Source organism: Streptomyces sp. NBC_01012 (assembly GCF_045162755.1).
GTDB lineage: Bacteria > Actinomycetota > Actinomycetes > Streptomycetales > Streptomycetaceae > Streptomyces.
The window spans coordinates 1,618,098-1,642,736 of the sequence record NZ_CP108688.1; the positions used below are offsets into that span (position 1 = coordinate 1,618,098).

Here is a 24,639-nt window from a genome sequence, read left to right on the forward strand (position 1 = left end):
GGCGTCCGCCGCGCCTACCCGGCCTTGATGCTGTGCCCGCCGAAGCCGCTGCGCCGGTCGGAGCCGCTGTTCTGGTCCTGCCACCACGCATCGAACTCCGGCTGACCCATCGCCGACCAGTCGGGGGTGTTCTCGACCTGGGCGCTGCCCATCCGGCGGGCGAGCGCGACCATGGCCGCGCCGACGGGGCCCCGTCCTGCGTCGTAGCCCTCCAGGACCTCGGCCCAGCTGTCCCCGGACTTCCACGCGGCCTCCAGGGCGTTGGCGTCCTGGAGCGCCTTCACACTGCCGGCCCCGATGTGCGGCCGGGCGACGCTCGCGGCGTCACCGACGAGCACCATCCGCCCCGAGGTGTACCGCGGCACCTCCAGGTCGTAGATGGGCTGGATGAAGGTGGTCTCGGCCGGTGTGCGGAGCACCCGGGCCGCCCAGTACGGCGGGAAGTGGTCGGCGACCAGGGCGCGCAGATAGGTGGTGAGCTCCGAGTTGAGCCGGCCCGGCGGCAGGGAGGTGGGCCGCGTCAGGTCGGGGTGGAGGCCTTCGGCCTGCGGGGGCGCGGTGTAGAGCACCCAGTTGAGCCGGTGCCCGCCGGCGCCGTCCGGGATCCGGTAGAGCATGCAGTGACCGCCGGGGAAGACGATGTTGTGCGCGTCATAACCGTCGGAGGGGAGGCCGTCGACGTCCGACGACGTACCGCGCCAGCCGATGTAACCGGCGTACGTCGCCTCGGCGCCGGGGAACATGGCCTCGCGGACGACGGAACGGTAGCCGTCCGCCCCGATCACCACGTCGAAGTGCTCCTGGTACCCGTCCGCGAGCCGCAGCGTCACGCCGTCGTCCGCGGGCTCCACACCGGTGACCACCGCGCCCGACCGGTAGGAGACCTCCTCGGGCACACGGCGGCGCAGCTCACTCCACAGCGAGCCCCAGTTGTAGGCACGGAAGGGGAACGGCTGCTCGCCGATGGCCCGGCCGTGGTCCGCGTGCCCGTCGCGCGCGCTCCACACCCGCCTCGTCAGCGGCGCCCAGGGCATCTCGGGAGCGACGTATCCGGCGTCCCTCAGCTCGTCGTACCGGTCGCTGTGCAGTGCGATGCCCACCCCCCTGTCCCTGAGCCGGGCGTCGGCACGCTCGAACACGGTGATCTTCCCGGCTCCGCCGCGCGACGCGGCCAGGGCTGCGGCGCACCCCGCTATGCTGCCGCCGACCACGGCGATGCTGCCTCCACGCATGACTGGCACTCCACTCACTCGGTGTTGCGGGCGCCGTTGCGGGTGCTGCCGCCGCAATGGCGCGTCCGGCCTGAACACGCCCTTGCTGGGCGGTTGTTGCCCCGTGGCCACCTGTGCCCGGGACACAGACCGCACCCTATCGAGGAGTGCCGGGCCGGTGAGCGCCGCCGGCCTCGGTGCTTGTGTCCGGCGGCCCCAGTGCCTGGGTCGCCGGCCTCAGTCCTTGTGTCCGCCCCCGCCTCCCGGATGCCGCATCCGGATCCATACGTCGCGCGCCTGCCGCCCCGCCCGCGTCCTGCTGCGGGCCACGAGGGTGCGCGCCTGGTCCGGGGTCTCCACCATGGGCCCGGAACCACGCAACGGCTTGCCCGCCGTCTCATGGAGGAAGAAGGTCGCGACGAGCCCGATGGCACCGGCGACCATCAGGTAGTACGCCGGGATCATGTCGTTGTCGGTCATCTCGACGAGGGCCGAGGCGAACAGCGGTGTGGTCCCGCCGAACAGTGACACGGAGATGTTGAAGGCGATCGACAGGGCGCCGTAGCGAAGGCGGGTCGGGAACAGCGCGGGGAGCGTCGAGGCCGACGTACCCGCGAAGCAGACCAGCAGCAGCCCGAGCACTCCGCAGCCGATCGCGGGCAGCAGGATGCCGCCCTGCCGGATGAGCAGGAACGCCGGGATCGCGAACACGATGAGCGCCACGCTGCCGGCCATGAACACCGGGCGTCTGCCCCAGCGGTCCGAGGACCTGCCGACCAGCGTGATGGTCAGCACCACGAGCATCATCGTGCCGAGGACCAGGAGCTGGGAACTCGTCTCCGGCTCGCCGAGCGTCTCGGACATGTACGTCGGCAGGTAGGAGGTCACCATGTAGTTCGTGACGTTGTAGAGGAGCACCAGGCCCATGCAGATGAGCACCGCCTCCCAGTGCTTGGTGAAGATCTCCTTGAGCCGTCCCTTGCCCGACTGGCGTGCCTGCTCGACGGGATCGCCCTCGGACAGGGCCTCGGCCTGCGCCTCCTCCTCCGCCTGGAAGGCGGGGGTCTCCTCCAGCTTCAGCCGCATGTAGAGACCGATCAGGCCCATCGGGCCCGCGACGAAGAAGGGGATCCGCCACCCCCAGTCCGTCAGCCCGTCCGTACCGAGTGTGGCGGTCAGCACCGTCACCAGGCCGGAGCCCAGCGAATAGCCGACGAAGGTACCGAAGTCCAGCCAGCTGCCGAGGAACCCTCTTCGCTTGTCCGGGGCGTACTCCGCGATGTAGGTCGTCGCGCCCGCGTACTCACCGCCCGTGGAGAAGCCCTGCACCAGACGGCAGACCAGGAGGAGCAGCGGAGCCGCGAAACCGGCCGCGGCGTACGTGGGGAGGAAACCGACGGCGAAGGTGCTCGCCGCCATCATGATCATGGTGATCGCCAGTACCTTCTGGCGCCCCACACGGTCACCGAGGGGACCGAACACAAGACCGCCGAGTGGACGCACGAGGAAGGCGGCGGCGAAGGTCGCGAAGGTCGACACCACCTGTGCGCCCGGCGAGCTCGACGGGAAGAAGACCTTCCCCAGGGTCCCCGCGAGATAGGCGTAGACACCGAAGTCGAACCACTCCATGGTGTTGCCGAGGGCCGCCGCGGTCACGGCGCGGCGCACCTTCGGCCGGTCCGTGACCATCACGTCCTCGGCGGCCAGGACCCTCTTGCGGCGTCGCAGCAGTGTGCGCACCATCCGGTCCGTCGCCGACCTGTCCCCCTGCTGCCGGAGAACGCGTGGGTGTGGTCTCCGTCCGCTCATGAGAGTCCTGCCCTCCGCCGTAGCTCCCCGGACCCCCCGCCCTACCGCGCGGCGTCAGCCTCGGTCTTCTTCCGAAAGGCCCACCTTTCCCGCCCGCACCACGAAATGCCGGGTGACTGTGCCGTAGGAGTGAGTCGGACGCCCCGTACGGGCGAGGCCGGGTGGCGGATTCCTGGACCCCTGCCGCCCCCGGCCGCCGTCAGACCCCGGCCAGCAGTTCCTCCACCGCCGCCGCCGTCCCCGGGTGACGGCCGGCGAGTATCGCGCCCGTCGGCACCGGGGCTTCCGTCTCCCACGGCTCGTCGCAGCCCAGCAGCGCGGCCACGCTGTCGCAGGTCTCCGGGTGCGCGGCGAGCAGTACGGCGCGGTGTGCCGAGCCTCCGCCCGTCTCCGCCCGCGCGGGCGGCGCGGCGGGATCCGCCGGGGCCGACTGCCACGGCGGGACCCAGGTGTCCAGCGCGGCGAGGCGGCCAGGGAAGACGCGCCCTGCCTCGCGGATCAGCAGCGGCGCGAGGTCGGCGCCGTCGGACCGCAGGGTGCTGATCAGCCTCGGCAGCCAGGGCAGCAGCACCGGGTCGGGCAGCCGCGCGAAGGCGTTCGAGACCGCCTCGACGACGAAGTCGGCCAGCTGCGGCACCGGTTCCAGGGCGTGCAGGAATCCGCTGAGGTAGCGCGGATAGGCGGGCACCACCAGCGGGTTGTCCAGCAGTGCGTCGCACCGCTCCCTCAGCTCGGCGCGGGAGAGCCGCCCGAGATGCACCTGGGCCGCCCACAGCAGCGCCACCCGGGAGGTCTCCTGCGGGTGCGACTGGGCGAGGGCCAGATCCAGCTGGGCCCGGTCGCAGCCGAGCGAGACGGCCAGGCTCTCCATGCTGAAGAGGAAGCCCAGCATCGCGGCGACCTGACGGACGGTCGCGTCCTCGTCGGCGAACGCCGTCGGCAGGAGCGTGCAGTAGTGCGCGTATCCCGTCCTGGCGAAGGACTCGATCCAGGCCGGCAGCTCCGGCCGGCTGATCCGGTAGTACGCCAGGAGCCGGCGCACCCGGCGCAGGACCTCCGGCGCTCCGTCGACGCTGCGCTCGGTGGCCAGCACCTCCAGTGCGCGGGTGCCCAGTTCGTCGGCGAGGCGTCCGCTGCCCAGCAGCAGCACGGCGTCCTCGACTGCGGCGAGTACCTGTGCCGCGGTGGCGTTCGGGGCGTACGCGGCGCGGCGCAGGCGCTGCTCCAGGACCTGCTCGATGCTCACGCCCTCGTAACCCAGCTCGATGAGCGCCCGCTGATGGGTGCCCAGTGCCAGGTCCCAGGATTCCTGGACCGACTGCTTGCCGAGCTCCCGCTCGCCCATGATCGGCCGGGCGGCGCCGTGCGGCATGAGGTGGCGCAGTATCCAGAGCACGTCGGAGCACTGCCTCAGCTCCGGCCGCGAGGTCATGTCCAGCAGGGCACGCCGCACACCGCGCTGCTGAAGCTTGAGGTCCAGCGGGGCGAGGCGGTCGTGCACGTCGCGGGCCAGCGGCGGTAGCGCGTCGTAACCGACCCGGCCGACCCGGTCGCCGCCCATCAGGATCTCGACCAGGCGGCGGACATCGCGTCTGCCCGGAACGGTCTCCTTCTCGATACAGGTGACCGCCGCGTCCTGGAAGTCGTACGGGGTGGGCCTGGCCCGGTCCCGCATGCCCGCCAGCAGGATCGATGTCTCGAACACGGCGATGGCGTCGGCGGTGGAGGCGAGATAGCCGTTGCGACGGGCCGAGCGCACGATCTCCACCGACCAGCCGAGGAGTTCGGTCTCGTCGAGCCGGTCGAGGACCGGCGGGTTCCGCAGGAATCCGGAGAGCTTGTCGGACGGTGCCTCCGCCGCCACGGGAGCAGCGGACCCGGCCGTCCTTCCCGGCTTCGACGCCTTGCCGGTGCCCGCCTGGCCGGCCAGCCGGTACGGCCGCACCTTGGTGCGCTTGATGTTCTGTGTCCACTGGGTGGCGGCGATCGACACGGACCCGGCGGCGAGGCCGAACTGCGCCTCGATCGCCGTGTGGCTGGACGGGATCAGCCCGTGCTGCCAGGTGCTCCCGCTCGGCGGGGTGATCTCGAAGGTGTCGCTGCCGTGGACACCGAACTCCTCGACGCGGCTGGAGGCGTGGAACGCGCCGCAGACGTAGAGGCAGTCCTCGGGGTCCGTGCCGGTCGTGGCGAGGTGCTCGCGCATCCGGGTCCACATGTAGCGCTCGCGGTCCTCGTCGACGCGGACCCGGTCCGTGTTCCCCGGGGCCAGACGGCGGAAGAGGCTGCCGATCAGGAGCATCACCTGGCGGTAGGTGTCGTGGTCGCTGTCGCCGAGCGGGAGTTCGACGTACTGGTGCCACCACTCCGACCAGTGCCGGACGCGGCCGTGGTGCAGGAGGTGCTCCTCCAGCTCGGCGAAGCGGGGCCGCAGGTCGCCGATCTCCACCCCGACCGCGTCGCCGTGCAGCGCCGCCTCCTCGTCGGCGGGCGGCGCGCCGGGCTCTGTCGGCGCCGTCGCACCGGCCTGCCACTGGAACACATGGTCCGAGGAACGGTCGACGAGGACCAGCTCGACGTCCGGGGTGTCCAGTGCGTAGGCGATGGCCTGGTATTCGGCCGATGCCTCGGTGATCGGAGCGACGACCGACAGCGGTGCCCATTCCGGGGGGAAGCCCTCGACCTCGCTCGCGAACGCCTGGACCGCCACCGGCAGCCGGCAGTTGCGCAGCTCGGTCAGGAGCGGCGCCATGTCCTCGCACAGCTCCAGATACACGACCTTCGGCTGCTTCTCCCGCAGCCGCCGCGCCATCGCGACCGCCGACGCGGGCGAGTGGTGGCAGACGGGGAAGATCTCCAGCGGCTCGCGCACCGCACGGTCGACGTCGTCGACGATGCCCAGGAGGATGCCTTGCAGCGCATCGGGGCCGTCCGCGAACTCCGTCGCCGCATCCTGTAGTTGTCCTCGCAGCGCCCCGAAGGGCGTCCCCTCGGCCAGGGCGCTCATGACAGGGTGGCGATCGCGTCGCGGCCGCCCTCCAGGAACTCCGGCCAGGAGCCCCCCTCCTCCTTGCTGCGCGGCTCGACGACGCCGTGCAGATACTTGTTGAGGATGGCCAGGTCCTCGGGTTCACGCCGGGCCAGCGATCCGACGAGCGAGGAGGCGAGGGTGCGGGCGGTCAGCGCGCGTTCGCCGAAGAAGTTGCTGTGCAGGATCGCGTCCTCCAGTACGCCGATCTGCTCGGCGCTCGACAGCGCGGACTCCAGCTTCTCGTCGTCGCTGCCCGCCGCGGCGGCCGACGCCCGGAGGTCGGCGAAGCTCTGCAGCAGCACATCGAGCAGGGTCGGCGGGACGTCCAGCTCCATGCGGTGGCGGCGCAGCAGCTCCTCGGTCCTGAAGCGCACGATCTCCGCCTCGCTCTTCTTGTTCGTCACCACCGGGATGCGGACGAAGTTGAAGCGGCGCTTGAGGGCCGAGGACAGGTCGTTGACCCCTCGGTCACGGCTGTTGGCCGTGGCGATGACGGAGAAACCCGGCTTGGCGAAGACGATGTTGTCGCTGTCCATCTCCGGCACCGAGATGTACTTCTCCGACAGGATCGAGATCAGTGCGTCCTGGACGTCGCTGGTGGAGCGGGTGAGCTCCTCGAAGCGGCCGATCGCCCCGGTCTCCATCGCGGTCATGATCGGTGAGGGGATCATCGACTCCCGGGACTGGCCCTTGGAGATGACCATGGAGACGTTCCACGAGTACTTGATGTGGTCCTCGGTGGTGCCCGCCGTGCCCTGCACCACGAGCGTGGAGTTGCGGGAGATCGCGGCGGACAGCAGCTCGGCCAGCCAGCTCTTGCCCGTGCCCGGATCGCCGATGAGCAGCAGCCCCCGGTCGGAGGCCAGCGTGACGATGGAGCGCTCGACGAAGCTGCGGTCGCCGTACCACTTCTGGGAGATCTCCCGGTCGAGGCCGTCGGCGCGCTCGGATCCCAGGATGAAGAGCCGGACCATCTTCGGCGACAGCCGCCAGGAGAACGGCTTGGGACCGTCGTCCACCGACTCCAGCCAGTCCAGCTCCTCGGCGTACTTGATCTCGGCGGGAGCGCGCAACAGGTCGGACATGGGTGTGCCTCTCTAGGATTTCGGATTCAACTGCACCGGGCCGTGGGCCGTCGGTCTCAGGTGAGGAAGGTCTTGAGCTCGTGGACGAGCTTGCGGATGTGGCCCGAGAGGACCGGTGTGCCCTGGTCCTTGAAGCGTTCGCGGAACCACGGGTTGACGCTGGCGCGGCCTGAGCTGGTCACGGAGCCGACCGGTATGAACTTGGCGCCGGAGCGGTGGATGGCGGCCATGCTCTCGAACAGCGGCTCGGTCTGCCATTCGTAGAAGTCGGAGATCCACACCACGACGGTGTTGCGGGGCTCGGCGATCTTCGGCTGGGCCAGCGCCATCGCGGCCGTGCCGTCGGTGCCGCCTCCGAGGTTGGTGCGCAGCAGGGTCTCGAAGGGGTCGTGTACCCAGGGGGTGAGATCGAGCGCCTGGGTGTCGTACGCGATGAGGTGGACGTCCACCTTGGGCAGACCGGCGAAGATCGACGCCAGGATGGTGCAGTTGACCATCGAGTCCACCATCGAGCCCGACTGGTCCACCACCACGATGAGGCGCTGCGGCGTCGTTTTGCGGGCGGTGTGGCGGTAGAAGAGCCGGTCGACGTAGAGGCGTTCCTCCTCGGGGCTCCAGTTGGTGAGGTTCTTCCAGATCGTGCGGTCGAGGTCCAGGTTGCGGAACACCCGCTTGGGCGGGACCGAACGGTCCAGGGCGCCGACCGTCGACTTCTCCACCTGCGTACGCAGGACCTCGGCGACCTCGTCGACGAAGCGGCGGATCAGGGCCTTGGCGTTGGCCAGGGCCACACCGGACAGGTTGTCCTTGTCCCGCAGCAGCTGTTCGATGAGCGACATGCTCGGCGTCAGCTGCCCGGCCAGCTTGGGGTCCCCGAGCACCTCACGCAGCCGCATCCGCCGGACGAGCCCCGCCTCGATCGAGCCCAGCTCGGGGCCGATCTCGGGGATGAGCCGGCTGAGATCGGGAGTACCGCCCCCGCTGCCCGTGCCGGTCGGGCTGACGCCCGCGCCTCCCGCGCGCCCGCCGCGCAGCTCGCCCGGCCCGCAGCCGAGCGCGCGCTCCAGCCAGCCCGCGTCGGACTGCCACCGGGACAACTGGCCGGCGGTGACAGTGCCGGGCGGGGAGTGGAAGACGTTCAGCAGGACCTTCGACACCAGCGCGGCGCGCCGGACCTCGGCGGCCGGGTCGCGGTCGTCGTCCCCTTCTCCCGCACCGTCCTGCGGGGTCATCAGCCCGTCGAACTCCTCGGCCAGCGCGGGGTGGCGCTGCACCACCGAGTCGACCGAGGCGTTCGGGTCGAGCAGCTTGGCCGGCAGGCCGATGTCCTCGACCACGGCGAGGCTCGCGGACTCCAGGGCCGGGTGCTCCTCGTCGTCGAAGAGCCGGGCGAGCAGGCGCCAGTACATGACCTGGCGGCGGTTGTCGTGCGAGGGCTCCCCGGCCGTCCCGGGGTTCTGCTGTCCGGTCATTTCCGCAGCAGCCTTCCCGCGCGCTCGCCGAGCACCTTCGCGGCGTCGGTGGCGGCCTTCTCTGCTCGGGCCCCGGCCTTGTCCGTCGTCCCTCCGGCCCACGCCCCCGCGTGCACCGAGGTCACCTTCTTCCGCACGGTGGTCTCGACGGCGAGCGGCTGCACGCGGAACGTCCCGGCGTCCCAGCGGATCAGCGCGACGCACGCGCCCGACCTGGCGACGGCCTCGGGTGTGAGCGGCCCTGCCGCCGGCACGCGGTCGGTGTCCACGGCCAGTTCGGTCCCGGAGACGGTGAAGGTCAGCCGGCCCTCGTCATCCGTCCGAGCGGTGTAGCCCTCGAGGAAGACGGGTACGGCGATGTGCGCAGGATGGCGGTCCAGGGGTGCGGTGACCTGGGCGGTCGCGGTGGGCAGTGCCACGCGGGCGGTGGCGAACGCGTCCGCCGGCTCACCGGGGCGGGCGTGCTCGTCGCTCCAGACGAGGTCCCCTTCGGCCGTGACCGGCATACCGGTGAGGTCCATCGAGCGGCCCTCGCCCGCGGCGGCGAGGAGCGACATATGAGGGCGCATCAGCTGCCAGACCCCCGCTCCGACGACCGTGTCGGGCTTCGGCACCGACACACTGGCGCGCACGAGGCGTGCCCCCGAGCCGTCGGCGGGCTCGAACACCGCGTGGACCTGCGCCTGCGCGGCGGTCGCATGCTCCTGTACGTCGATGCCGAGGGGCAGCAGCCGTCCGTCGGCGGTCCCGACAACGGGTGTCCCGGCCGCGCCGGGCACCGTCAGCAGCATCCCGCGCGCCCAGAGGTCACCCCAGCGGCGCACCGGGAAACGCTCCGCCGAGACGCCGGGACAGGACGCGGCGAGTTCGGCGGCGAAGCCGTCGAGAAGTGTCGCGAGGCGGCGCAGCGACGGCTCGGGAAGCATCGCGGACACGACCTCGGCCGCGCCTGACACCACCTCGTGGTCGATGCCCTGCCATCCGCAGCGCGCCAGATCGGAGAGCCAGGCGCGGGCGGCCGTCAGGAGATTGGCGGCCGGCTGCTGTTCCCGGGGCGCCGGTTCGGCCCCGGCGGAGCGAAGGCGGCCTGCGGCCTCGTCGACACGGGTCAGCAGCGCGTCGTGCACCGAGCCGAGCAGCGCGGTCCGCGCCCCGGCCAGGGCCACGAAGTGCTCCTCCCCCGCCGCTCCGGCAGCGGCCTTCTCCGCCGCTTCGGCGACCCTGGCGGCCAGCGGTGTCCCCGCCACGGCCCCCGCGAGCACGGTCGGTCCCCCGGCCTCCACGTGCTGGGGCCTGAGCAGCCCGGCGACGAGCGCCCGGTCGAAGGCGTCGACGGCGTCCAGGGCTTCGTCCAGCCCGTCGACGGGCTCGGTGAGCAGGCCCGCGCGCATCACGCCACCGCCCGGGTCGGCGGGAAGAACTGCATGTCGGGCAACGGCGCGGTGACCGGGCCGTGTTCGAGATAGGCGAGGTGTCGCAGGAACCGGCTGAAGACGGACGCCGCTGCCTTCGCCGCGTCCGGCTGGGGGCGGGTGCTCCGCATGGCCGAGGCCAGCGCGGCCCCGTCCACCTCACCCTCCGGGACCTCCGCCTTCAGGTACCGGACGACGCGCTCGGCGCCGTACTGCAGGACCGCCTCGTTGACCAGGGCGCCGATGTGGTTGCAGAACGAGCCGCGCGCACCTCCGCAGGGCCGGTTGTTGTTGGTGCTGCAGGCGAACGCGAAGGTCGCCGTGGCCACGGACGAGACATAGACCCGGCCGATGTCGGAGCCGCTGGACACCACACCCTGCAGACGCCCGTCGGCCAGCTCGACGAACGGGACCTTGGCGAGCTTGCGCGGCCTCGCGGGTGTGACCACCCGGGCCGTGCTCGACCTCTCCCAATCGGACAACGCGCCATCTCCAATGCACAGCTGAGGGGTTGTTCCCGCCGGATCGGCGGAACACAACTGAACCTACGCGCGCCCACTGACAACGCGGCTCGGAGAGGTGCGGAGAGCATCGGAGAGAGGAGAGACACGGGCGGATCGGAGCGGCCGTCCTCAGGGCCGGGCGGTCGGCCGCGGAGCGACCGGCAGGGCCGGGGTGAGAACGGGTTCGATGAGCCGGGCGAGCTGCTGACGCTGCGCCGGATCGAGTCGGCCCGTCGCCGGCGCCAGGGCTTCCCTGATCTCCTGGTTCAGCCGTGCGGTGAGTTCGCGTCCGGCGTCGGTGATGAGGACGTCGACGACGCGCCTGTCGTCCGGGTTCGCCGCCCGCGCCAGCAGTCCCCGGCGCTCGGCACGGTCGATGAGACCGGAGAGGGTCGACTTGTCCAGCCCCAGGAAGGCCGCGAGGTCGCTCATGCGGGGGCGCCGGTCGCGGACGATCCCGAGCACGCGCAGCTGGGTGAGGGACAGGTCGTGCTCGGCGCCGATGCGGGTGAGCACCCCCATGATCTGGAACGCGCTGCGGACGAGTCCGTCCAGCAGGGCGTCCGTCGAGTCGTCGGTGGTCATGCGCCCCACCCTACTTGACATCGTTTGCATTACCAACCATTCTCAATTCAGTTGGCAATGCAAACGAATCCATCGGGAGTCCCTCATGCACGCTGCGGTCATCACCTCGTTCGACGCTCCGCCGGCCTACCGCGAGCACCCCGATCCCGTCGCCACGGGCGAGCACGCCATGGTGGTGGAAGTCCTCGCCGCCGGCCTGCACCACCTGACCCGGGCGAAGGCGAACGGCACGCACTACTCCAGCACCGGCGACTTCCCGCTCGTGCCCGGCGCCGACGGCGTCGTGCGCGACGCGGCGGGCCGCCTTCGCTACGCGGTCCTGGACGACACACGGTTCGGCACGTTCGCCGAGCGCACGGTGATCGACGTACGCCGCAGTGTGCTCCTGCCGGACGACGCCGACCCGGTCCGCATCGCCGCCGCGATGAACCCGGGCCTGTCCTCCTGGGTCGCGCTGCGCCGCCGCATCGCCTTCCAGGAAGGTCAGCGCGTCCTCATCCTGGGGGCCACGGGCAACGCCGGCCGGATGGCGATCCAGATCGCGAAGCGGTTCGGTGCCGCGCAGGTCATCGCCGCAGGCCGGGACACCACCCGCTTCAAGGCCCTGGAGGTACTCGGCGCCGACCGGACGATCACCTTCGACGAGGCCGGGGCCGCGGCCGACGTCGATGTCGTCCTCGACTTCGTGTGGGGCGAACCCGCCGCCGGCGCCATGCTGCCGATGCTGACCGCACGGGCCGACCGCTCCGCCCCCCTGACCTGGATCCAGATCGGTTCCATGGCCGGCGCGACCGCCCCGGTCCCCTCCGTGGCGCTGCGCGCGGCGCGTATGCGGATCCTGGGCAGCGGGATCGGCTCGGTCCCGCCCCGTGACTTCGTCGCGGAGCTGCCGGAGCTGGCCGCGGCGGTCACCGAGGGCGCACTCGACGTCCGTGCCCGGGCCGTACCGCTGGCCGGGATCGCGCAGGCGTGGACCGAGCAGACCGGCGAGCGCCTGGTCTTCGTCCCGTAGCGCCCGCACCCCGGCTCTCGGCCCCCGCTGAAAACACTGGGCCGGGATCAGGCCGGGTGGTGGCTCTCCAGGTCCAGGAGCTGCCTCTTCCGGTCGAGGCCGCCCGCGTATCCCGTCAGGGCGCCGCTCGCGCCGATCACACGGTGGCAGGGGCGCACGACCAGCAGCGGGTTCGCGCCGATCGCGGTACCGACCGCGCGCACGGCCGCGCGCGAGGCACCGATCCGTGCGGCGATCTCGCCGTAACCGACCGTCGTCCCGTACGGGATGGCGTCCAGCGCCTTCCACACACGCCGCTGGAAGTCGGTGCCGCGGCCTTCGGCGTACTCGATACCGAAGCCGGTCAGGCTCCCCTCGAAGTACGCGCGCAGCTCGGCGGCGATCACGGTGAAGGCATCCGCGCTCTCGGTCCAGCCGTCCTGGACCGTCGCGCCGCCCTTCTGGCCGGGTACCGAGAGTGAGGCGAGGGCGGTGCCGCCCGGGGCGGTGGCCGACTCCTCGCCCACCAGCAGCAGCTCACCGAGCGGGCTGTCGATCGTCGTGTGGAGCATCGTCGTCGTCATGATGGACCTTCCGTGTTCGTGCTAGCGGGATTCGGACATCGCGTCGGCGTTCCAGAGGTGGTGCACGGCGTACGTACGCCAGGGGCGCCAGGCCCCCGCGTCGCCCGCGTGCCGCACGGCCCTCCGCACGGCCGGATCGTCGGCGAGCAGTACGTCGGGGTCGCCCAGCGCCCGCATACGGATGTAGCCGGCCGTCCAGGGATCGACGCCTGACAGGCCCAGGAGCTCCTTCTCGGCCAGGTCGCGGTCGGCGCCGGGGCCGAGCCCGATCCTGCCGTCCGCCAGGGCCGTGGCGAGGGCGCGCAGGGTGGCGCGCCGCGAGTCGGTCGTCCCCAGCTCCGCGAGGCCCGCGTCGGCGAGGTCGCCGGGGTCGGGGAACGTACGGGTGAGGCCGCCGCTGGGCACCTGGAGGGGGACTCCGTAGGCGGTCACCAGCGCGCTGCCGAGCCGGCGCCCCGCGGAGCGGGAAACCTGTTGCCCGATGACCGCGCGTACGGCCAGTTCGTGCACGTCGGCGGCGCCGGGGGCCCGCAGTCCCGGCGTACGGGCGACGAGCGGGGCCAGTGCGGGGTCCGCTCCCAGGCGTTCACCGACCGCGTAGGGGTCGGCGTCCAGGTCGAAGAGCCGGCGCATCCGTTGGGTGGCGGTCGTCAGATCGCGCAGATCGCCCAGGTGCAGCCGGCACTCCAGCCAGCCGTCGCCGGTCCGCTCGCGGACCTCGGCGATGCCGGTGCCGTGCGGCAGACGCAGGGTGCGCCGATAGGTACGCCCGCCCCGCTCGCCGACCATCTCCTCGATGCCGGTGAGGGCGCGGGCGGCGAGGTGGTCGAAGATCCCGGCCGCCGCGTACGGGCCCCGGTGGGCGAGCCGCAGCGGCACTCCCCCGCCCCCGTCGGCGATGCCGACGGAGCCGAAGCGTGAGGACCGGCCGGGCCTGCTGGTGCGCAGCTCGCCCGGGGTGAGCGCGTAGACCTCCCGGACCGTGTCGTTGAACTGCCGCACGCTGGCGAAGCCCGCGGCGAAGGCGATCTCGGCGGCCTGCATCGTGGTCGTCTGCAACAGGACCCGTGCGGTGTGGGCCCGCTGGGCGCGGGCCAGCGCGATGGGGCCCGCGCCGACCTCGGCGTTCAGCTGGCGCTGCACCTGGCGGGCGCTGTAGCCGAGGCGCGCGGCCAGCCCCGCGACGCCCTCGCGGTCGACGACCCCGTCGCCGATCAGCCGCATCGCCCGGCCCACCAGGTCGGCGCGCGCGTTCCAGTCGGCCGAGCCCGGCACCGCGTCGGGGCGGCAGCGCCGGCAGGCGCGGAACCCGCCGCTCTGGGCGGCGGCAGCGGTGGGGAAGAACATGACGTTGCGGCGCTTGGGTGTGGTGGCGGGGCAGCTCGGACGGCAGTAGATCCCGGTCGTGGACACGGCGAAGAAGAACTCACCGTCGAACCGGGCGTCGCGGCTGCTCACCGCCTCGTACCTGCTGTCGTCGCTGCTCATGCTTCAAGAGTGCGGCATCGCGCGTACTCGTGCTGGCGGGAATCGGACATCGCGTCCGGCGGCGCGGTGCGCCACGACCTGCGGGGCGACGGGCCCATCGCAGAATGCCGGCCACACTGATTGGAATCATTCCAGAAAAGTGGTTCACTGCGTAGGTGATCGAAACCGAGGCCAGGACCCTCCTGCGCGGAGCGTCATTGCGGGTGACCCGTCCCAGGGTCGCCGTGCTCTCGGCGGTCCACGAGGCCCCGCACTCCGATGTCAGTACCCTCCTCAGCCTGGTACGCACACGCATCGGCACGGTCTCGACCCAAGCCGTCTACGACGTACTCAAGACCCTCGTCGACGCCGGGCTGGCGCGACGGATCGACCTGCCGAATTCCCCGGCACGGTACGAAGGACAGTCCAGGGACAACCATCAGCACGTGGTCTGCCGCTCGTGCGGCACGATCGCCGATGTCGATGTCCCGCACGGCTCTCCGCCTCTTGAGGCGCCCCAGGATCACGGGTTCGCCATCGACCACGTGGAGGTGACGTACTGGGGCCTCTGCCCCGGATGCCGCACCGATCGTGGCCGGCAGGACCCGTAAGTCGGTGCACTGAAGTTTCCACACGGAGGAGCAGGACAATTTCTGAGAACACGAAGCCGTTGACCACTGCCGCCGGCGCACCGGTCGCGGACAACGAGAACGCTGTCACCGCCGGCCCGCGTGGCCCGATGCTGCTCCAGGACGTCTGGTTCCTGGAGAAACTGGCCCACTTCAGCCGTGAGGTCATCCCCGAACGTCGTATGCACGCCAAGGGATCCGGTGCCTTCGGCACCTTCAAGGTGACGCAGGACATCACCCGCTACTCCAAGGCCGCCCTCTTCTCCGAGGTCGGCAAGGAGACGGAGCTCTTCGCCCGTTTCTCGACCGTCGCCGGTGAGCGCGGCGCGGCCGACGCGGAGCGTGACATCCGCGGTTTCGCCCTCCGCTTCTACACGGAGGAGGGCAACTGGGACGTCGTCGGCAACAACACGCCGGTCTTCTTCCACCGCGACCCCCACCACTTCCCCGACCTGAACCGCGCCGTGAAGCGCGACCCCCGCACCAACCTGCGGTCGGCGGAGAACAACTGGGACTTCTGGACCAACCTTCCCGAGGCCCTGCACCAGATCACGATCGTGATGTCGGACCGCGGTATCCCCGACGGCTACCGCCACATGCACGGCTTCGGATCCCACACGTACTCGTTCATCAACGAGAGCGACGAGCGCTTCTGGGTGAAGTTCCACTTCCGTACGCAGCAGGGCATCAAGAACCTGACCGACGAGGAGGCGGCGGCGGTCGTCGCCGCTGACCGCGAGTCCTCGCAGGCGGACCTGTTCGACGCCATCGAGCGCGGCGACAACCCGAAGTGGACCTTCTACATCCAGGTCATGCCGGAGGCGGACGCCGCGTCGTACCGCTACCACCCGTTCGACCTCACCAAGGTCTGGTCCAAGAAGGACTACCCGCTCATCGAGGTCGGCGAGTTCGAGCTCAACCGCAACCCGGAGAACTACTTCGCCGACGTGGAGCAGGCCGCCTTCACCCCGGCCAACTTCGTTCCCGGTGTGGGTGCCTCGCCCGACCGCATGCTCCAGGGCCGGCTGTTCTCCTACGGTGACGCCGCGCGCTACCGCGTCGGGGTCAACCACCACCAGATCCCGGTGAACCAGCCCCGCGGTGCGAAGAACGTCAACACCTACCACCGCGACGGCCAGCTGCGAGTGGACGGCAACCAGGGCGCCACCCCCGGTTACACCCCGAACAGCTACGGCCGCTGGGCGGAGCAGCCGCAGTTCGCCGAGCCCGGTCTGGCGCTCGACGGTGCCGCGGCCGACCGGTTCGACTACCGCGAGGACGACGACAACTACTTCGAGCAGCCGGGCAATCTGTTCCGGCAGATGACCCCGGAGGAGCAGGACGCCCTGTTCGGCAACACCGCGCGGGCCATCGACGGTGCCTCGCAGGCCACCATCGAGCGTCACATCCACCACTGCACGCAGGCCGACCCGGCCTACGGCGAGGGTGTCCGCAAGGCCATCGAGGCGCTGAAGGCCGCCAAGTAGGTCCGAGCGACCGTGACACGAGGGGCCCCGGGTGACATCTCGTCGCCCGGGGCCTCTGTGCGGTGACGACACACCCTAGGTCAGCAGGGCCGTCCGCCCGAACATCTCGGCCGTGGCCCGCGCGCTGGGCGTGCCGGCGTCCAGGTCGGCGCCCGCGGCGACCAGCGCCGTGACGATCGCGTCCTCGCCCTTGAACAGGGCGCCCGCCACCGGCGACTGGTCCCGGGCGTTCCGCAGGTCGACATCGGCGCCGCGTTCCACCAGTGCCCGCACCGTCTCCGCCCGCCCGTGGTACGCGGCGAGCATGAGGGCCGTGTTGCCGTCCTGGTCCTGGACATCGGCCGGCAGCCCGTGGTCCAGGAACTCCAGGAGCTCCTCCGTCCGGCCCTCCCTGGCCAGATCCATCACGATCGCGACGAGCCGGCCGGTCTGTTCCTCGGATAGCGGTTCCATGCCCCCACTTTAGGGGCTGTCCCCGTGCCGGCCCTGGCCGTCCTCCTGCCCCGGCTCGGTCAGCTGCGCATCCAGGTCGTCGAACAGGAGGTCGGCGCGCTCGACCTGCCCCGTCCGGTACGCCGACCGCGCCACGAGGTGGGATGCCACCGGGCCGGTCAGCAGCTGGAAGAAGCCGATGAGGGCCAGCGTCGCCAGGTCCATCACGCTGTGCAGCCTCAGCGCGACCCCGGCGAGCACCACCAGCAGCCCGAGAGTCTGCGGCTTGGTTGCGGCGTGGCTGCGCGAGAGGACGTCGGGCAGCTTGAGCATGCCGACGACCCCGAGGAGGCAGATCGCCGCGCCGAGGAACACACATGCCGCCCCGGCGGTGTCCGCGACCTGACGCAGGACGTTCATCGCTCCCCCTCCTTCCCCGCGGCCCTCCGGCGCGACAGCGGTCGGTCGCGTACGGCGATGAAGCGCGCGATGCCGACCGATCCGGTGAAGCCGAGGAACGCCAGCACCAGCATGATCGGGAAGTAGAACGAGTCCCGGGCGAAGGCGGACTTGGCGCCCAGGCCCGCGATGACCACCGCCGCGAAGACATCGAGGCAGATGGCCCGGTCCAGCATGGAGGGCCCGCGGCTGATCCTGAAGAGCAGCAGTGCCACCGCCACGACGACGAGCACGACGGCTGCGGTCATGAGCACACGGTCGACCGTCTCGGGGCCGCTCATGTCCGCTCCTCCTCGATGCCTGGTCCGCCGGCCGGCGGTGGCTCGGACACCCGGTCGATCTCTTCCCTGGTGCCGAACGCCCGTACCGTCAGCTCCTCCAGCTTCCAGACGGAGTGGCGGGCGGCCTCCAGCTCCTCCGGTCGGTCCGCGTCCAGGACATGCAGGAAGAGCGTGGCGGTCGCTCTGCGTACCTCGACGACGGAGCCGCCCGGCAGGTTCGACACGGAGACGGCGGTCGCGGCGAGCATCAGGTCGCTGCGGCACCGCAGCGGGACGCCGATGACGGCGGGCCGGTGCGGGTGGCCGGCGAAGATCTGCCGGGTCACCTTCACACCCGAGGTGTACATGTCGTAGAGCAGATATCCGGCGAGCCGGAGGACGCCCCAGGGGTGCAGCCTCAGCCCCAGATCGACCTGCGGCAGCGGGAACGCCAGGCAGACCGCCACCGCGACGACCGCGCCGGTGACGACATTGGCCCAGGTCAGGGTGGACCACAGCAGGACCCAGATCAGGGTGAGCCAGGCGATCAGCGGAAGGTCGAGCACCCGCCGTCTGCGGCCGGCGAACTGAATGCTGAAGGGGGGCAGTTCGGGGTTGTGGTACGACAGGGTGATCAGGCGCCTCACCGGCCGAGCACCTCCTCCACATAGGGGCTGCGCGCGATGAGTTCGGCTGCGGACCGGTCGGTGAACGCCGCCAGCGGGCCGGCCAGGACGGTGAAGGCGAGACCGAGTGCGACAGCGGCCGCGGTCGCCGCCGTCATCGCCGTGGGCGGGCGGACCGTGGTGGTGACGACCCGGCCCTGAAGGGTGGCGGCCAGGGTCTGGCCCGCGGGTACGGGCCCCACCCCTTCGTCGCCCGTGCCGGGGATACGGTCGGGTCCGGCGTCGGTGTCGTCGTCCTCGCTGTCGTCGGCCGTCTCCAGGACGGTTCCGTAGGCGGCCTGGCCGGGTGGCTCGGTACGCCAGAAGGCCAGATTCCAGATCTTGGCCATCACATACAGGGTGAGCAGGCTCGTCACGGTCGCGCCCACGACGAGGATCCAGGCCCAGACCCCGCCGTCGGAGACGCCGGCCCGCATGAGCCCGAGTTTCCCGATGAAGCCGGAGAACGGCGGGATCCCGGCGAAGTTCATCGCGGGGATGAAGAAGAGGACCGCGAGCAGCGGAGCCGATCTGGCCAGCCCTCCGATCCGGGTCAGCTCGTTGGTGCCGCCCCGGCGTTCGATGAGTCCCGCCACCAGGAAGAGGGTGGTCTGGACGGTGATGTGGTGGGCGACGTAGAAGATGGCACCGCCGTACGACGCACGGGTGGCGAGGCCGATGCCGAAGACCATGTAACCGATGTGGCTGATGAGGGTGAAGGAGAACAGCCGCTTCAGGTCGGTCTGGGCGACCGCCCCGAGGATGCCCACGATCATCGACGCGAGGGCGACGGCCATGAGCAGGTCACCGAGCCGGTTGCCGGGGAAGAGCAGGGTCTCCGTCCGCAGCATGCAGTAGACGCCGACCTTCGTCAGCAGGCCGGCGAAGACCGCGGTGACGGGCGCGGGCGCCGTCGGGTAGGAGTCGGGGAGCCAGGCGGCGAGCGGGAACACGGCGGCCTTGATGGCGAAGACGGTGAGGAGCATGGCCTGGATCAGCGTCTGCACACCGAGGGGTAGTTCGGGCAGCCGGACCGCCAGCTGCGCGAGGTTGGCCGTGCCGGCGGCGGCGTAGGTCATGGCGATCCCCGTGAGGAACAGCATCGACGAGAACAGCGAAATGATCACGTAGGTGGAGCCGGACCGGATCCGGGGGCCTGTTCCACCGAGCGTCAGCAGGACGAAGCTGGCGACCAGCATGATCTCGAAGCCGACGTAGAGGTTGACGAGGTCACCCGCGATGAAGGTGAGGGAGACCCCGCCGACCAGGATCAGATAGGCGGGGTGGAAGACGGCGACGGGTGTCTCCTGGTCGCGGTCCGCCATGCCCTGGCCGAGCGAGTAGACCAGGACGGCGAGGGTGACCGCCGATGAGACGGTCAGCATCAGCCCGGAGAGCCGGTCGGCGACCAGCGTGATGCCCAGCGGCGGGGCGAAGTCGCCGAGATGGACGGACAGGGGTCCCTGGCGGTCGGCGGCGATCATCAGCGACACCGAGAGTCCGAGTACGGCGGTGAGGACGGCGACGCTGATGAAGCGCTGGAAGCGCGCGAGCCGTGTGCCGAAGGCGAGGCTCACCCCGGTGGCGCAGAGCGGCAGCAGCACCGGCAGCGGGACGAGGGCGTTCATCCGGTGCCTCCTCGGTCGTCCTTGTCGTTCATGTGCTCCTCCGGATCGGCTCGTCGTGCTCGTAGTCCTCCGGATCGGCTCCCAGCACGTCGTTCCACAGGTCTCCGCCGGCGTCCCGGCCCCGTGCCTGGAGGGCACGGTCGGCGCGCAGCCTGGCCCGCAGCCTGCGGTGTTCCTCGCGGTAGTGCGCACGCTCCTGCCGTGTGGGGCGGGGCCCCGACCTGTACTCCTGCCGGAGTTCGGCCCGCTCCCCCAGCACTTCGGCGCGCAGGAAGATACGCCGGTCCTCCAGGTCGTCGTGGACCTCGTCCGTGCCGGTGAGCTGGTAGCTGCGGTAGGCCATGGCCAGCAGGAACGCGGTGGTGGCGAGCGTGATGACGATGGCGGTGAGGGCGATGGCCTGGGGCAGCGGGTCGGTGACGCGTCGCAGCGGCACCCCGTAGAGCAGGGGTGCCGCGCCCGCCTTCCCGGTCGAGGAGAGGACCAGCAGATTGATGCCGTTGCTCGCGATCACCGCGCCGAGCAGGATGCGGGTGAGCGGCCGGGTGAGCATCAGCATGCCGCCGACCGCGCAGAGTACGACGGATGTGGCGATGAGCGAGGCGCTCATGTTCATCGCCGCTCCCCCTTCCCGGTGTCCGGCGCGGGGGACAGTGCGCCCGCAGCGCGCTCGATCTGGCGGTCGACCTTGGCGCCCAGCGCCCGCACGATGTCCAGGACCACGCCGAGGACCAGCAGATAGACACCGAAGTCGAAGAGGACCGCTGTGCCCAGGTGGTAGTCGCCCAGCACGGGCAGATGCCCGTGATAGGTCCAGGCGTGCAGCACCGTCCCGTCGGCGAGGCCGCCCAGGGCGACTCCGGTGGACACGAACAGTCCGAGTCCGGTGAAGAGCCCCGGTTGCAGCGGCGCGGCCTCGGCGAGCTCGAATCTGCCGCCCGCCAGATAGCGGGTGATGAGGCCGAGGCCCGCCACGAGTCCGCCGACGAAGCCGCCCCCCGGCATGTTCTCCGCGCAGAACAGCAGATACAGGGAGAGCACGAGGATGGGGTGGAAGAGCAGCCGGGCCACCACCTCGAAGACGATGGACCGGTGCTCGGGCGCGAGGGTGGATCCGGCCGCCAGCCAGCTGCGTTCGGGTGCGGTGTCGTCGCCGCTCTGCGGCAGGCCGGCGAGCCGTCGGCCCGACAGCGCCCAGGCCGTCTCGCCCTGTAGTTCGTCCCTGCTCAGGGCCGTCTCACCGCGCCGGTGCAGGTAGATGAGGCTGGTGACCCCGATCGCCGCCGCCGCGAGTACCGCGGACTCCCCCATCGTGTCCCAGGCACGCAGATCGACCAGGATGGTGGCCACCACGTCCTTGAGACCGTGATGGGCGACCTCCTCGACCATCGCGGCGCCCGCGGGTTCGGCGACGCGGGAGCCGCCGGCCACCCAGACGGCGACACCGACGGTCGCCGCCGCGGCCAGCGCCACGGGGATCCGCAGCGCCCGCCGCCAGGTGCCGATCGACTCCTCGAAACGCACCGGCATCCGACGCAGAACCAGGACGAACACGATCATCGACACCGTCTCGACGCAGAACTGGGTGAGTGCCAGGTCGGGCGCGCCCTGCACGACGAAGAGCACCGCGGTCCCGTAGCCGGTCAGTCCCGCCAGGACGACGGCCTTCATCCGGCGGCTGACGGTCAGACAGGTGAGCGCGGCCACGCAGGTCAGCACGGCCACCGCGCCCTGGAGCGGGACGTCCCACACCCGGGGTGCGACGGCTTCCTCCCAGGGGCGGTCCATGACCAGGACGGCCAGCTGGCCGAACAGCATCACCATCAGGGTGATGGCCAGGTAGCCGGAGAGCGAGCCTCGCTGGACGAAGCCGGTGACCTGGAGCGCGACACGTTCCAGGCCGAGCAGGAGGTGCCCGAAGACGCTGTCCGCGGTCGGCCAGGCAACCCGCCGGGAGAGCCGGGTGACCGTCGTACGGCCCATGAAGAGCACGGCGCCGCCCGCCCAGGTGACGGCGGACAGCAGCAGAACCGTCCCGAAGCCGTGCCAGAGGGCGAGGTGGAAGGGGTGCGCGGGGGCGGGGAAGCCGTCGGCGTACGCGGCGAACAGATGGTCCGTCCATCCGACTCCCGGGCCGAGTACGAGCCCGGCGAGGGCGAGGACCGCGGGCGGCGCCAGGATGGCGGCACCGACGCGGTGGACGGGGGTGACGGCGACACCCGGCTTGCGGGCGAACGCTCCCCACATGAAACGCAGGGTGTAGGCGACGGTCAGCACGGAGCCGATGACCGCGACGGCCAGCATCCAGCGGTCGGCGGCGTCGCCGTGCAGCAGCGCGTCGAAGGCGGCCTCCTTGGCGGCGAAACCGAGGAGGGGAGGCAGAGCCGCCATCGAGGCGGCGGCGAGCACCGCGACCGCGTGGACGTAGGGCGTGGTGCGGCCGAGACCGGAGAGTCTGCGCAGGTCACGCGTGCCGGCCGCGTGGTCCACGATGCCGATGACGAGGAACAGCGCGGCCTTGAACAGGGCATGGCCCAGGATCATCGCGACGGCGGCGAGCGCGGCGTTGCGGTTGCCCGCACCGGCGAGCACCGTGAGGAAGCCGAGCTGGCTGACGGTGCCGTAGGCGAGTACGAGCTTCAGGTCGTTGAGACGCAGGGCGCGCCAGCCCCCGAGGAGCATCGTCGCTCCGCCCAGCACGAGGACGACGGGACGCCAGACGGGCACGTCGGCGAAGGCGGGGGCGAGCCGCGCCACCAGGTAGACACCGGCCTTGACCATGGCCGCGGCGTGCAGGTAGGCGCTGACGGGGGTGGGCGCCGCCATGGCGTTCGGCAGCCAGAGGCTGAACGGCCAGATCGCCGACTTGGACAGGGCCCCGCACAGCACGAGGACGACGGCCACGGACACGGCGGCGGTCGGCTCGGGCGGATCGGCGACGATCGTGGAGATCCGGTAGGTGCCGGCCGCCTGACCAAGGATCAGGAAGCCGACCAGCATCGCGAGTCCGCCGAGGGTGGTGACCGTCAGGGCCTGGAGGGCGGAGCGGCGGTTCTTCTTGCGTTCGCTGGTGTGCCCGATCAACAGGTAGGAGAAGACGGTGGTCAGTTCCCAGAACACATAGAGGGAGATCAGGTCGTCGGCGAGGACGAGGGCGAGCATGGCGCCGGCGAAGGCCAGCAGATTCCCAGCGAAGGAGGCCAGTTGGGGCGAGGCGTCGGTGAAGTAGGAGGCGCAGTACAGCAGGACGAGCATGCCCACCCCGGCCGCGAGCAGCACCATCAGCTCGGCGAGCGCGTCCAGACGCAGGGCGACCGACACGTCGTACGTGCCGATCCACTCCCAGGACCAGGTGACCGCCCGGCCGTCCGACGTCGCACCCCACTCGGTGACGGCCCACACCGTGGTGGCTGCGGGGGGCAGCGCGAGCACGACGAAGGCGTACCTGCCGAGCCGTCGTACGAGCGGCACCGAGCACGCCGCCAGCACGAAGTGGCAGAGGATGAGCGCGATCACGACAGGCAATCCGGAACAAAGGGCACTGAATACAGATATATCCCCTGCCCTTGTTCACCCGTACGGCGCGCCGCGCAGCCCCCTGCACGCTGGTTACGGCCCATGTCGGCCGCCAGCGGTGTGACTAATATTCATGTGCCCACGCCCTCAACGTATTTGTCCGGTCACTGAACGGCGCCTTGCCACTCATGCGCGCCACACACCCCTCCTGGAGATGTCCGAGATGGCAGAACCGCTGCGCGTACTGGTCCACGGCGGCGGCATCGGCGGGCTCACCCTGGCCGTCGCACTCGCCGGGAGCGGGCACACGGTCGAGGTCGTCGAACTCCGGGACGAGCTGGACGCACTCGGCGTCGGCATCATCCAGCCGTCCAACGCCCTGCACGTCATGCGTGAGATCGGGGTGCTCGACGCCTGCCTGGCGGCCGGCTTCGAGTGGGAGGTGCTGACCATCTGCGACCAGGCCGGCGCCACGCTCGCCAAGATCCCTCAGCCCCGTATGGACGGCGTCCCCGCGAGCAACGGCATCCCACGCCCCGCCCTGGCCCAGGTGCTGGGCACCGCCGCCGTCGCCGCCGGCGTCCCGATCCGCTTCGGTACGACGATCGACGCGCTGGCCGACGACGGTGCCGGTGTCGAGGTGACCCTGTCCGACGGCTCGCGTGCCCGCTGGGACCTGGTCGTCGGTTTCGACGGCATCGGCTCCCCGCTGCGGACCAGGCTGTACGGCGATCGCTTCACCCCCGAGTACACGGGCTTCGCCAACTGGCGGGTCACCGTGGACCGGCTGCCCGAGATCCGGGGCGTCGTGGTGAGCGCGGGCCGGACCTCCACGAAGGCGCTGCTCACCCCGATCACGGACGAGCTGATGTATCTGGCCGCCGTGACGGCCGAGGAGCCGGACTTCCGGCCCGACCCCGCACGGGCGCACGAGCAGCTGCGCGAGCGTCTCGCCGGGTTCGGCGGGCCGGTCGCCGAGGCGCTGGCCTCGGTGAACACGGCGGACGGCGTCGTGTACTCGCGCATCTCGCAGGTCACCGTGGACGCGCCCTGGCATGTCGGCCGGGTCGTCATCGCCGGTGACGCCGCACACGCGAGCACCCCGAACCTCGCGCAGGGCGCGGCGATGGCGGTGGAGGACGCGTTGGTCCTGGCCCGGTCGCTGGACGCGGAGGAGGACGTCGCGGCGGGCATCGCGGCATGGGAGGAGCGCCGCCGTTCCCGCGCGATGTTCGTGCAGAACCTCTCGCGCGCGATCCTCAAGGAGGAGACGGGCACCGCGACGACGCCGGAGGAGGACGAGCTCCTGAAGACCGGGATGCCGGGCGCCGCCCACGCGCTGGTCGAGCCGTACTGACGTCAGGGCCGGGTCCGGGGTCCGGGGCCGGGTCCGGGTCCGGGTCCGGGTCCGGG

At 71.2% G+C, this 24,639-nt stretch carries 21 protein-coding genes; 4 read left to right on the forward strand and 17 right to left on the reverse strand.

Going from position 1 to position 24,639, the window contains the following annotated elements:
* Positions 1–14: 14 nt before the first annotated feature.
* From OG623_RS07005 to OG623_RS07040, 8 genes are all read right to left on the reverse strand, one after another.
* Positions 15–1,232, reverse strand: coding sequence for an FAD-dependent monooxygenase (locus OG623_RS07005; RefSeq protein ID WP_406145269.1), 1,218 nt, complete (start codon positions 1,230–1,232; stop codon positions 15–17).
* Between the two features lie 216 nt (positions 1,233–1,448).
* Complete coding sequence (gene proP / locus OG623_RS07010) at positions 1,449–2,954, reverse strand: glycine betaine/L-proline transporter ProP (RefSeq protein WP_406145270.1); 1,506 nt, start codon at positions 2,952–2,954, stop codon at positions 1,449–1,451.
* 265 nt (positions 2,955–3,219) lie between these two features.
* A complete protein-coding gene (locus tag OG623_RS07015) occupies positions 3,220–6,027 on the reverse strand; it encodes a hypothetical protein (protein WP_406145272.1) in 2,808 nt (935 codons plus the stop codon).
* Positions 6,024–7,136, reverse strand: a complete 1,113-nt coding sequence (locus tag OG623_RS07020; protein ID WP_406145274.1) for an AAA family ATPase — start codon at positions 7,134–7,136, stop codon at positions 6,024–6,026. Before OG623_RS07020 ends, OG623_RS07015 begins: the two co-directional genes overlap by 4 nt.
* A gap of 56 nt (positions 7,137–7,192) precedes the next feature.
* Entirely contained in the window at positions 7,193–8,608 is a 1,416-nt protein-coding gene (locus OG623_RS07025; RefSeq protein ID WP_406145275.1) for a vWA domain-containing protein, read from the reverse strand.
* Positions 8,605–9,999, reverse strand: a complete 1,395-nt coding sequence (locus OG623_RS07030; RefSeq protein WP_406145277.1) for a hypothetical protein — start codon at positions 9,997–9,999, stop codon at positions 8,605–8,607. The genes OG623_RS07025 and OG623_RS07030 overlap by 4 nt, the downstream gene beginning before the upstream one ends.
* Positions 9,999–10,502, reverse strand: coding sequence for a hypothetical protein (locus OG623_RS07035; protein ID WP_406145279.1), 504 nt, complete (start codon positions 10,500–10,502; stop codon positions 9,999–10,001). The genes OG623_RS07030 and OG623_RS07035 overlap by 1 nt, the downstream gene beginning before the upstream one ends.
* 150 nt (positions 10,503–10,652) lie before the next feature.
* Positions 10,653–11,108, reverse strand: a complete 456-nt coding sequence (locus OG623_RS07040) for a MarR family winged helix-turn-helix transcriptional regulator (protein ID WP_406145280.1) — start codon at positions 11,106–11,108, stop codon at positions 10,653–10,655.
* Positions 11,109–11,193: 85 nt separating this feature from the next.
* Here OG623_RS07040 and OG623_RS07045 point away from each other — a divergent pair, with 85 nt between their 5' ends.
* On the forward strand, positions 11,194–12,120 hold the full coding sequence (locus OG623_RS07045) for a zinc-binding alcohol dehydrogenase family protein (RefSeq protein WP_406145282.1): 927 nt from the start codon (positions 11,194–11,196) through the stop codon (positions 12,118–12,120).
* Positions 12,121–12,167: 47 nt separating this feature from the next.
* On the opposite strand, the gene OG623_RS07050 is transcribed toward OG623_RS07045, so the two are convergent.
* Positions 12,168–12,683: a methylated-DNA--[protein]-cysteine S-methyltransferase gene (locus tag OG623_RS07050; RefSeq protein ID WP_406145283.1), complete on the reverse strand. Its 516-nt coding sequence runs from the start codon at positions 12,681–12,683 to the stop codon at positions 12,168–12,170.
* Positions 12,684–12,704: 21 nt separating this feature from the next.
* Positions 12,705–14,171: an AlkA N-terminal domain-containing protein gene (locus OG623_RS07055; RefSeq protein WP_406145285.1), complete on the reverse strand. Its 1,467-nt coding sequence runs from the start codon at positions 14,169–14,171 to the stop codon at positions 12,705–12,707.
* A 155-nt stretch (positions 14,172–14,326) separates the two neighbouring features.
* Between OG623_RS07055 and OG623_RS07060 the strand changes: the two genes are divergently transcribed.
* Both OG623_RS07060 and OG623_RS07065 read left to right on the forward strand, forming a co-directional pair.
* The gene (locus OG623_RS07060) at positions 14,327–14,761 is read left to right on the forward strand and encodes a Fur family transcriptional regulator (protein WP_406145286.1); all 435 of its coding nucleotides are present in this window, start codon (positions 14,327–14,329) and stop codon (positions 14,759–14,761) included.
* Between the two features lie 38 nt (positions 14,762–14,799).
* Positions 14,800–16,266 (forward strand): catalase, encoded by a 1,467-nt coding sequence (locus OG623_RS07065; protein WP_406151708.1) that lies wholly within the window; start codon positions 14,800–14,802, stop codon positions 16,264–16,266.
* 75 nt (positions 16,267–16,341) lie between these two features.
* Here OG623_RS07065 and OG623_RS07070 read toward each other — a convergent pair whose 3' ends face one another.
* Genes OG623_RS07070 through OG623_RS07100 form a run of 7 tightly spaced genes read right to left on the reverse strand, consistent with a single transcriptional unit; the run spans position 16,342 to position 23,226 of the window.
* Positions 16,342–16,719 (reverse strand): ankyrin repeat domain-containing protein, encoded by a 378-nt coding sequence (locus OG623_RS07070; RefSeq protein WP_406145289.1) that lies wholly within the window; start codon positions 16,717–16,719, stop codon positions 16,342–16,344.
* A 9-nt stretch (positions 16,720–16,728) separates the two neighbouring features.
* On the reverse strand, positions 16,729–17,118 hold the full coding sequence (gene mnhG, locus OG623_RS07075) for a monovalent cation/H(+) antiporter subunit G (RefSeq protein WP_406145291.1): 390 nt from the start codon (positions 17,116–17,118) through the stop codon (positions 16,729–16,731).
* Positions 17,115–17,438, reverse strand: a complete 324-nt coding sequence (locus OG623_RS07080; protein WP_406145292.1) for a monovalent cation/H+ antiporter complex subunit F — start codon at positions 17,436–17,438, stop codon at positions 17,115–17,117. Before OG623_RS07080 ends, mnhG begins: the two co-directional genes overlap by 4 nt.
* A complete protein-coding gene (locus OG623_RS07085; protein WP_406145294.1) occupies positions 17,435–18,064 on the reverse strand; it encodes a Na+/H+ antiporter subunit E in 630 nt (209 codons plus the stop codon). The genes OG623_RS07080 and OG623_RS07085 overlap by 4 nt, the downstream gene beginning before the upstream one ends.
* Complete coding sequence (locus OG623_RS07090) at positions 18,061–19,710, reverse strand: Na+/H+ antiporter subunit D (RefSeq protein ID WP_406145296.1); 1,650 nt, start codon at positions 19,708–19,710, stop codon at positions 18,061–18,063. Before OG623_RS07090 ends, OG623_RS07085 begins: the two co-directional genes overlap by 4 nt.
* A 28-nt stretch (positions 19,711–19,738) precedes the next feature.
* Entirely contained in the window at positions 19,739–20,320 is a 582-nt protein-coding gene (locus tag OG623_RS07095) for a Na(+)/H(+) antiporter subunit C (RefSeq protein ID WP_406145297.1), read from the reverse strand.
* A 2-nt stretch (positions 20,321–20,322) separates the two neighbouring features.
* Entirely contained in the window at positions 20,323–23,226 is a 2,904-nt protein-coding gene (locus OG623_RS07100) for a Na+/H+ antiporter subunit A (protein ID WP_406145299.1), read from the reverse strand.
* A gap of 223 nt (positions 23,227–23,449) precedes the next feature.
* Between OG623_RS07100 and OG623_RS07105 the strand changes: the two genes are divergently transcribed.
* The gene (locus tag OG623_RS07105; RefSeq protein ID WP_406151710.1) at positions 23,450–24,583 is read left to right on the forward strand and encodes an FAD-dependent monooxygenase; all 1,134 of its coding nucleotides are present in this window, start codon (positions 23,450–23,452) and stop codon (positions 24,581–24,583) included.
* Positions 24,584–24,639: the final 56 nt, after the last annotated feature.

Coding starts and splice junctions, on each gene's coding strand:
- mnhG (WP_406145291.1), bottom strand. CDS start 17,118: ATGAACGTCCTGCGTCAGGTCGCGGACACCGCCGGGGCGGCATGTGTG.
- OG623_RS07050 (WP_406145283.1), bottom strand. CDS start 12,683: ATGACGACGACGATGCTCCACACGACGATCGACAGCCCGCTCGGTGAG.
- OG623_RS07055 (WP_406145285.1), bottom strand. CDS start 14,171: ATGAGCAGCGACGACAGCAGGTACGAGGCGGTGAGCAGCCGCGACGCC.
- OG623_RS07095 (WP_406145297.1), bottom strand. CDS start 20,320: ATGAGCGCCTCGCTCATCGCCACATCCGTCGTACTCTGCGCGGTCGGC.
- proP (WP_406145270.1), bottom strand. CDS start 2,954: ATGGTGCGCACACTGCTGCGACGCCGCAAGAGGGTCCTGGCCGCCGAG.
- OG623_RS07030 (WP_406145277.1), bottom strand. CDS start 9,999: ATGCGCGCGGGCCTGCTCACCGAGCCCGTCGACGGGCTGGACGAAGCC.
- OG623_RS07025 (WP_406145275.1), bottom strand. CDS start 8,608: ATGACCGGACAGCAGAACCCCGGGACGGCCGGGGAGCCCTCGCACGAC.
- OG623_RS07005 (WP_406145269.1), bottom strand. CDS start 1,232: ATGCGTGGAGGCAGCATCGCCGTGGTCGGCGGCAGCATAGCGGGGTGC.
- OG623_RS07080 (WP_406145292.1), bottom strand. CDS start 17,438: ATGAGCGGCCCCGAGACGGTCGACCGTGTGCTCATGACCGCAGCCGTC.
- OG623_RS07020 (WP_406145274.1), bottom strand. CDS start 7,136: ATGTCCGACCTGTTGCGCGCTCCCGCCGAGATCAAGTACGCCGAGGAG.
- OG623_RS07015 (WP_406145272.1), bottom strand. CDS start 6,027: ATGAGCGCCCTGGCCGAGGGGACGCCCTTCGGGGCGCTGCGAGGACAA.
- OG623_RS07105 (WP_406151710.1), top strand. CDS start 23,450: ATGGCAGAACCGCTGCGCGTACTGGTCCACGGCGGCGGCATCGGCGGG.
- OG623_RS07090 (WP_406145296.1), bottom strand. CDS start 19,710: ATGAACGCCCTCGTCCCGCTGCCGGTGCTGCTGCCGCTCTGCGCCACC.
- OG623_RS07040 (WP_406145280.1), bottom strand. CDS start 11,108: ATGACCACCGACGACTCGACGGACGCCCTGCTGGACGGACTCGTCCGC.
- OG623_RS07045 (WP_406145282.1), top strand. CDS start 11,194: ATGCACGCTGCGGTCATCACCTCGTTCGACGCTCCGCCGGCCTACCGC.
- OG623_RS07070 (WP_406145289.1), bottom strand. CDS start 16,719: ATGGAACCGCTATCCGAGGAACAGACCGGCCGGCTCGTCGCGATCGTG.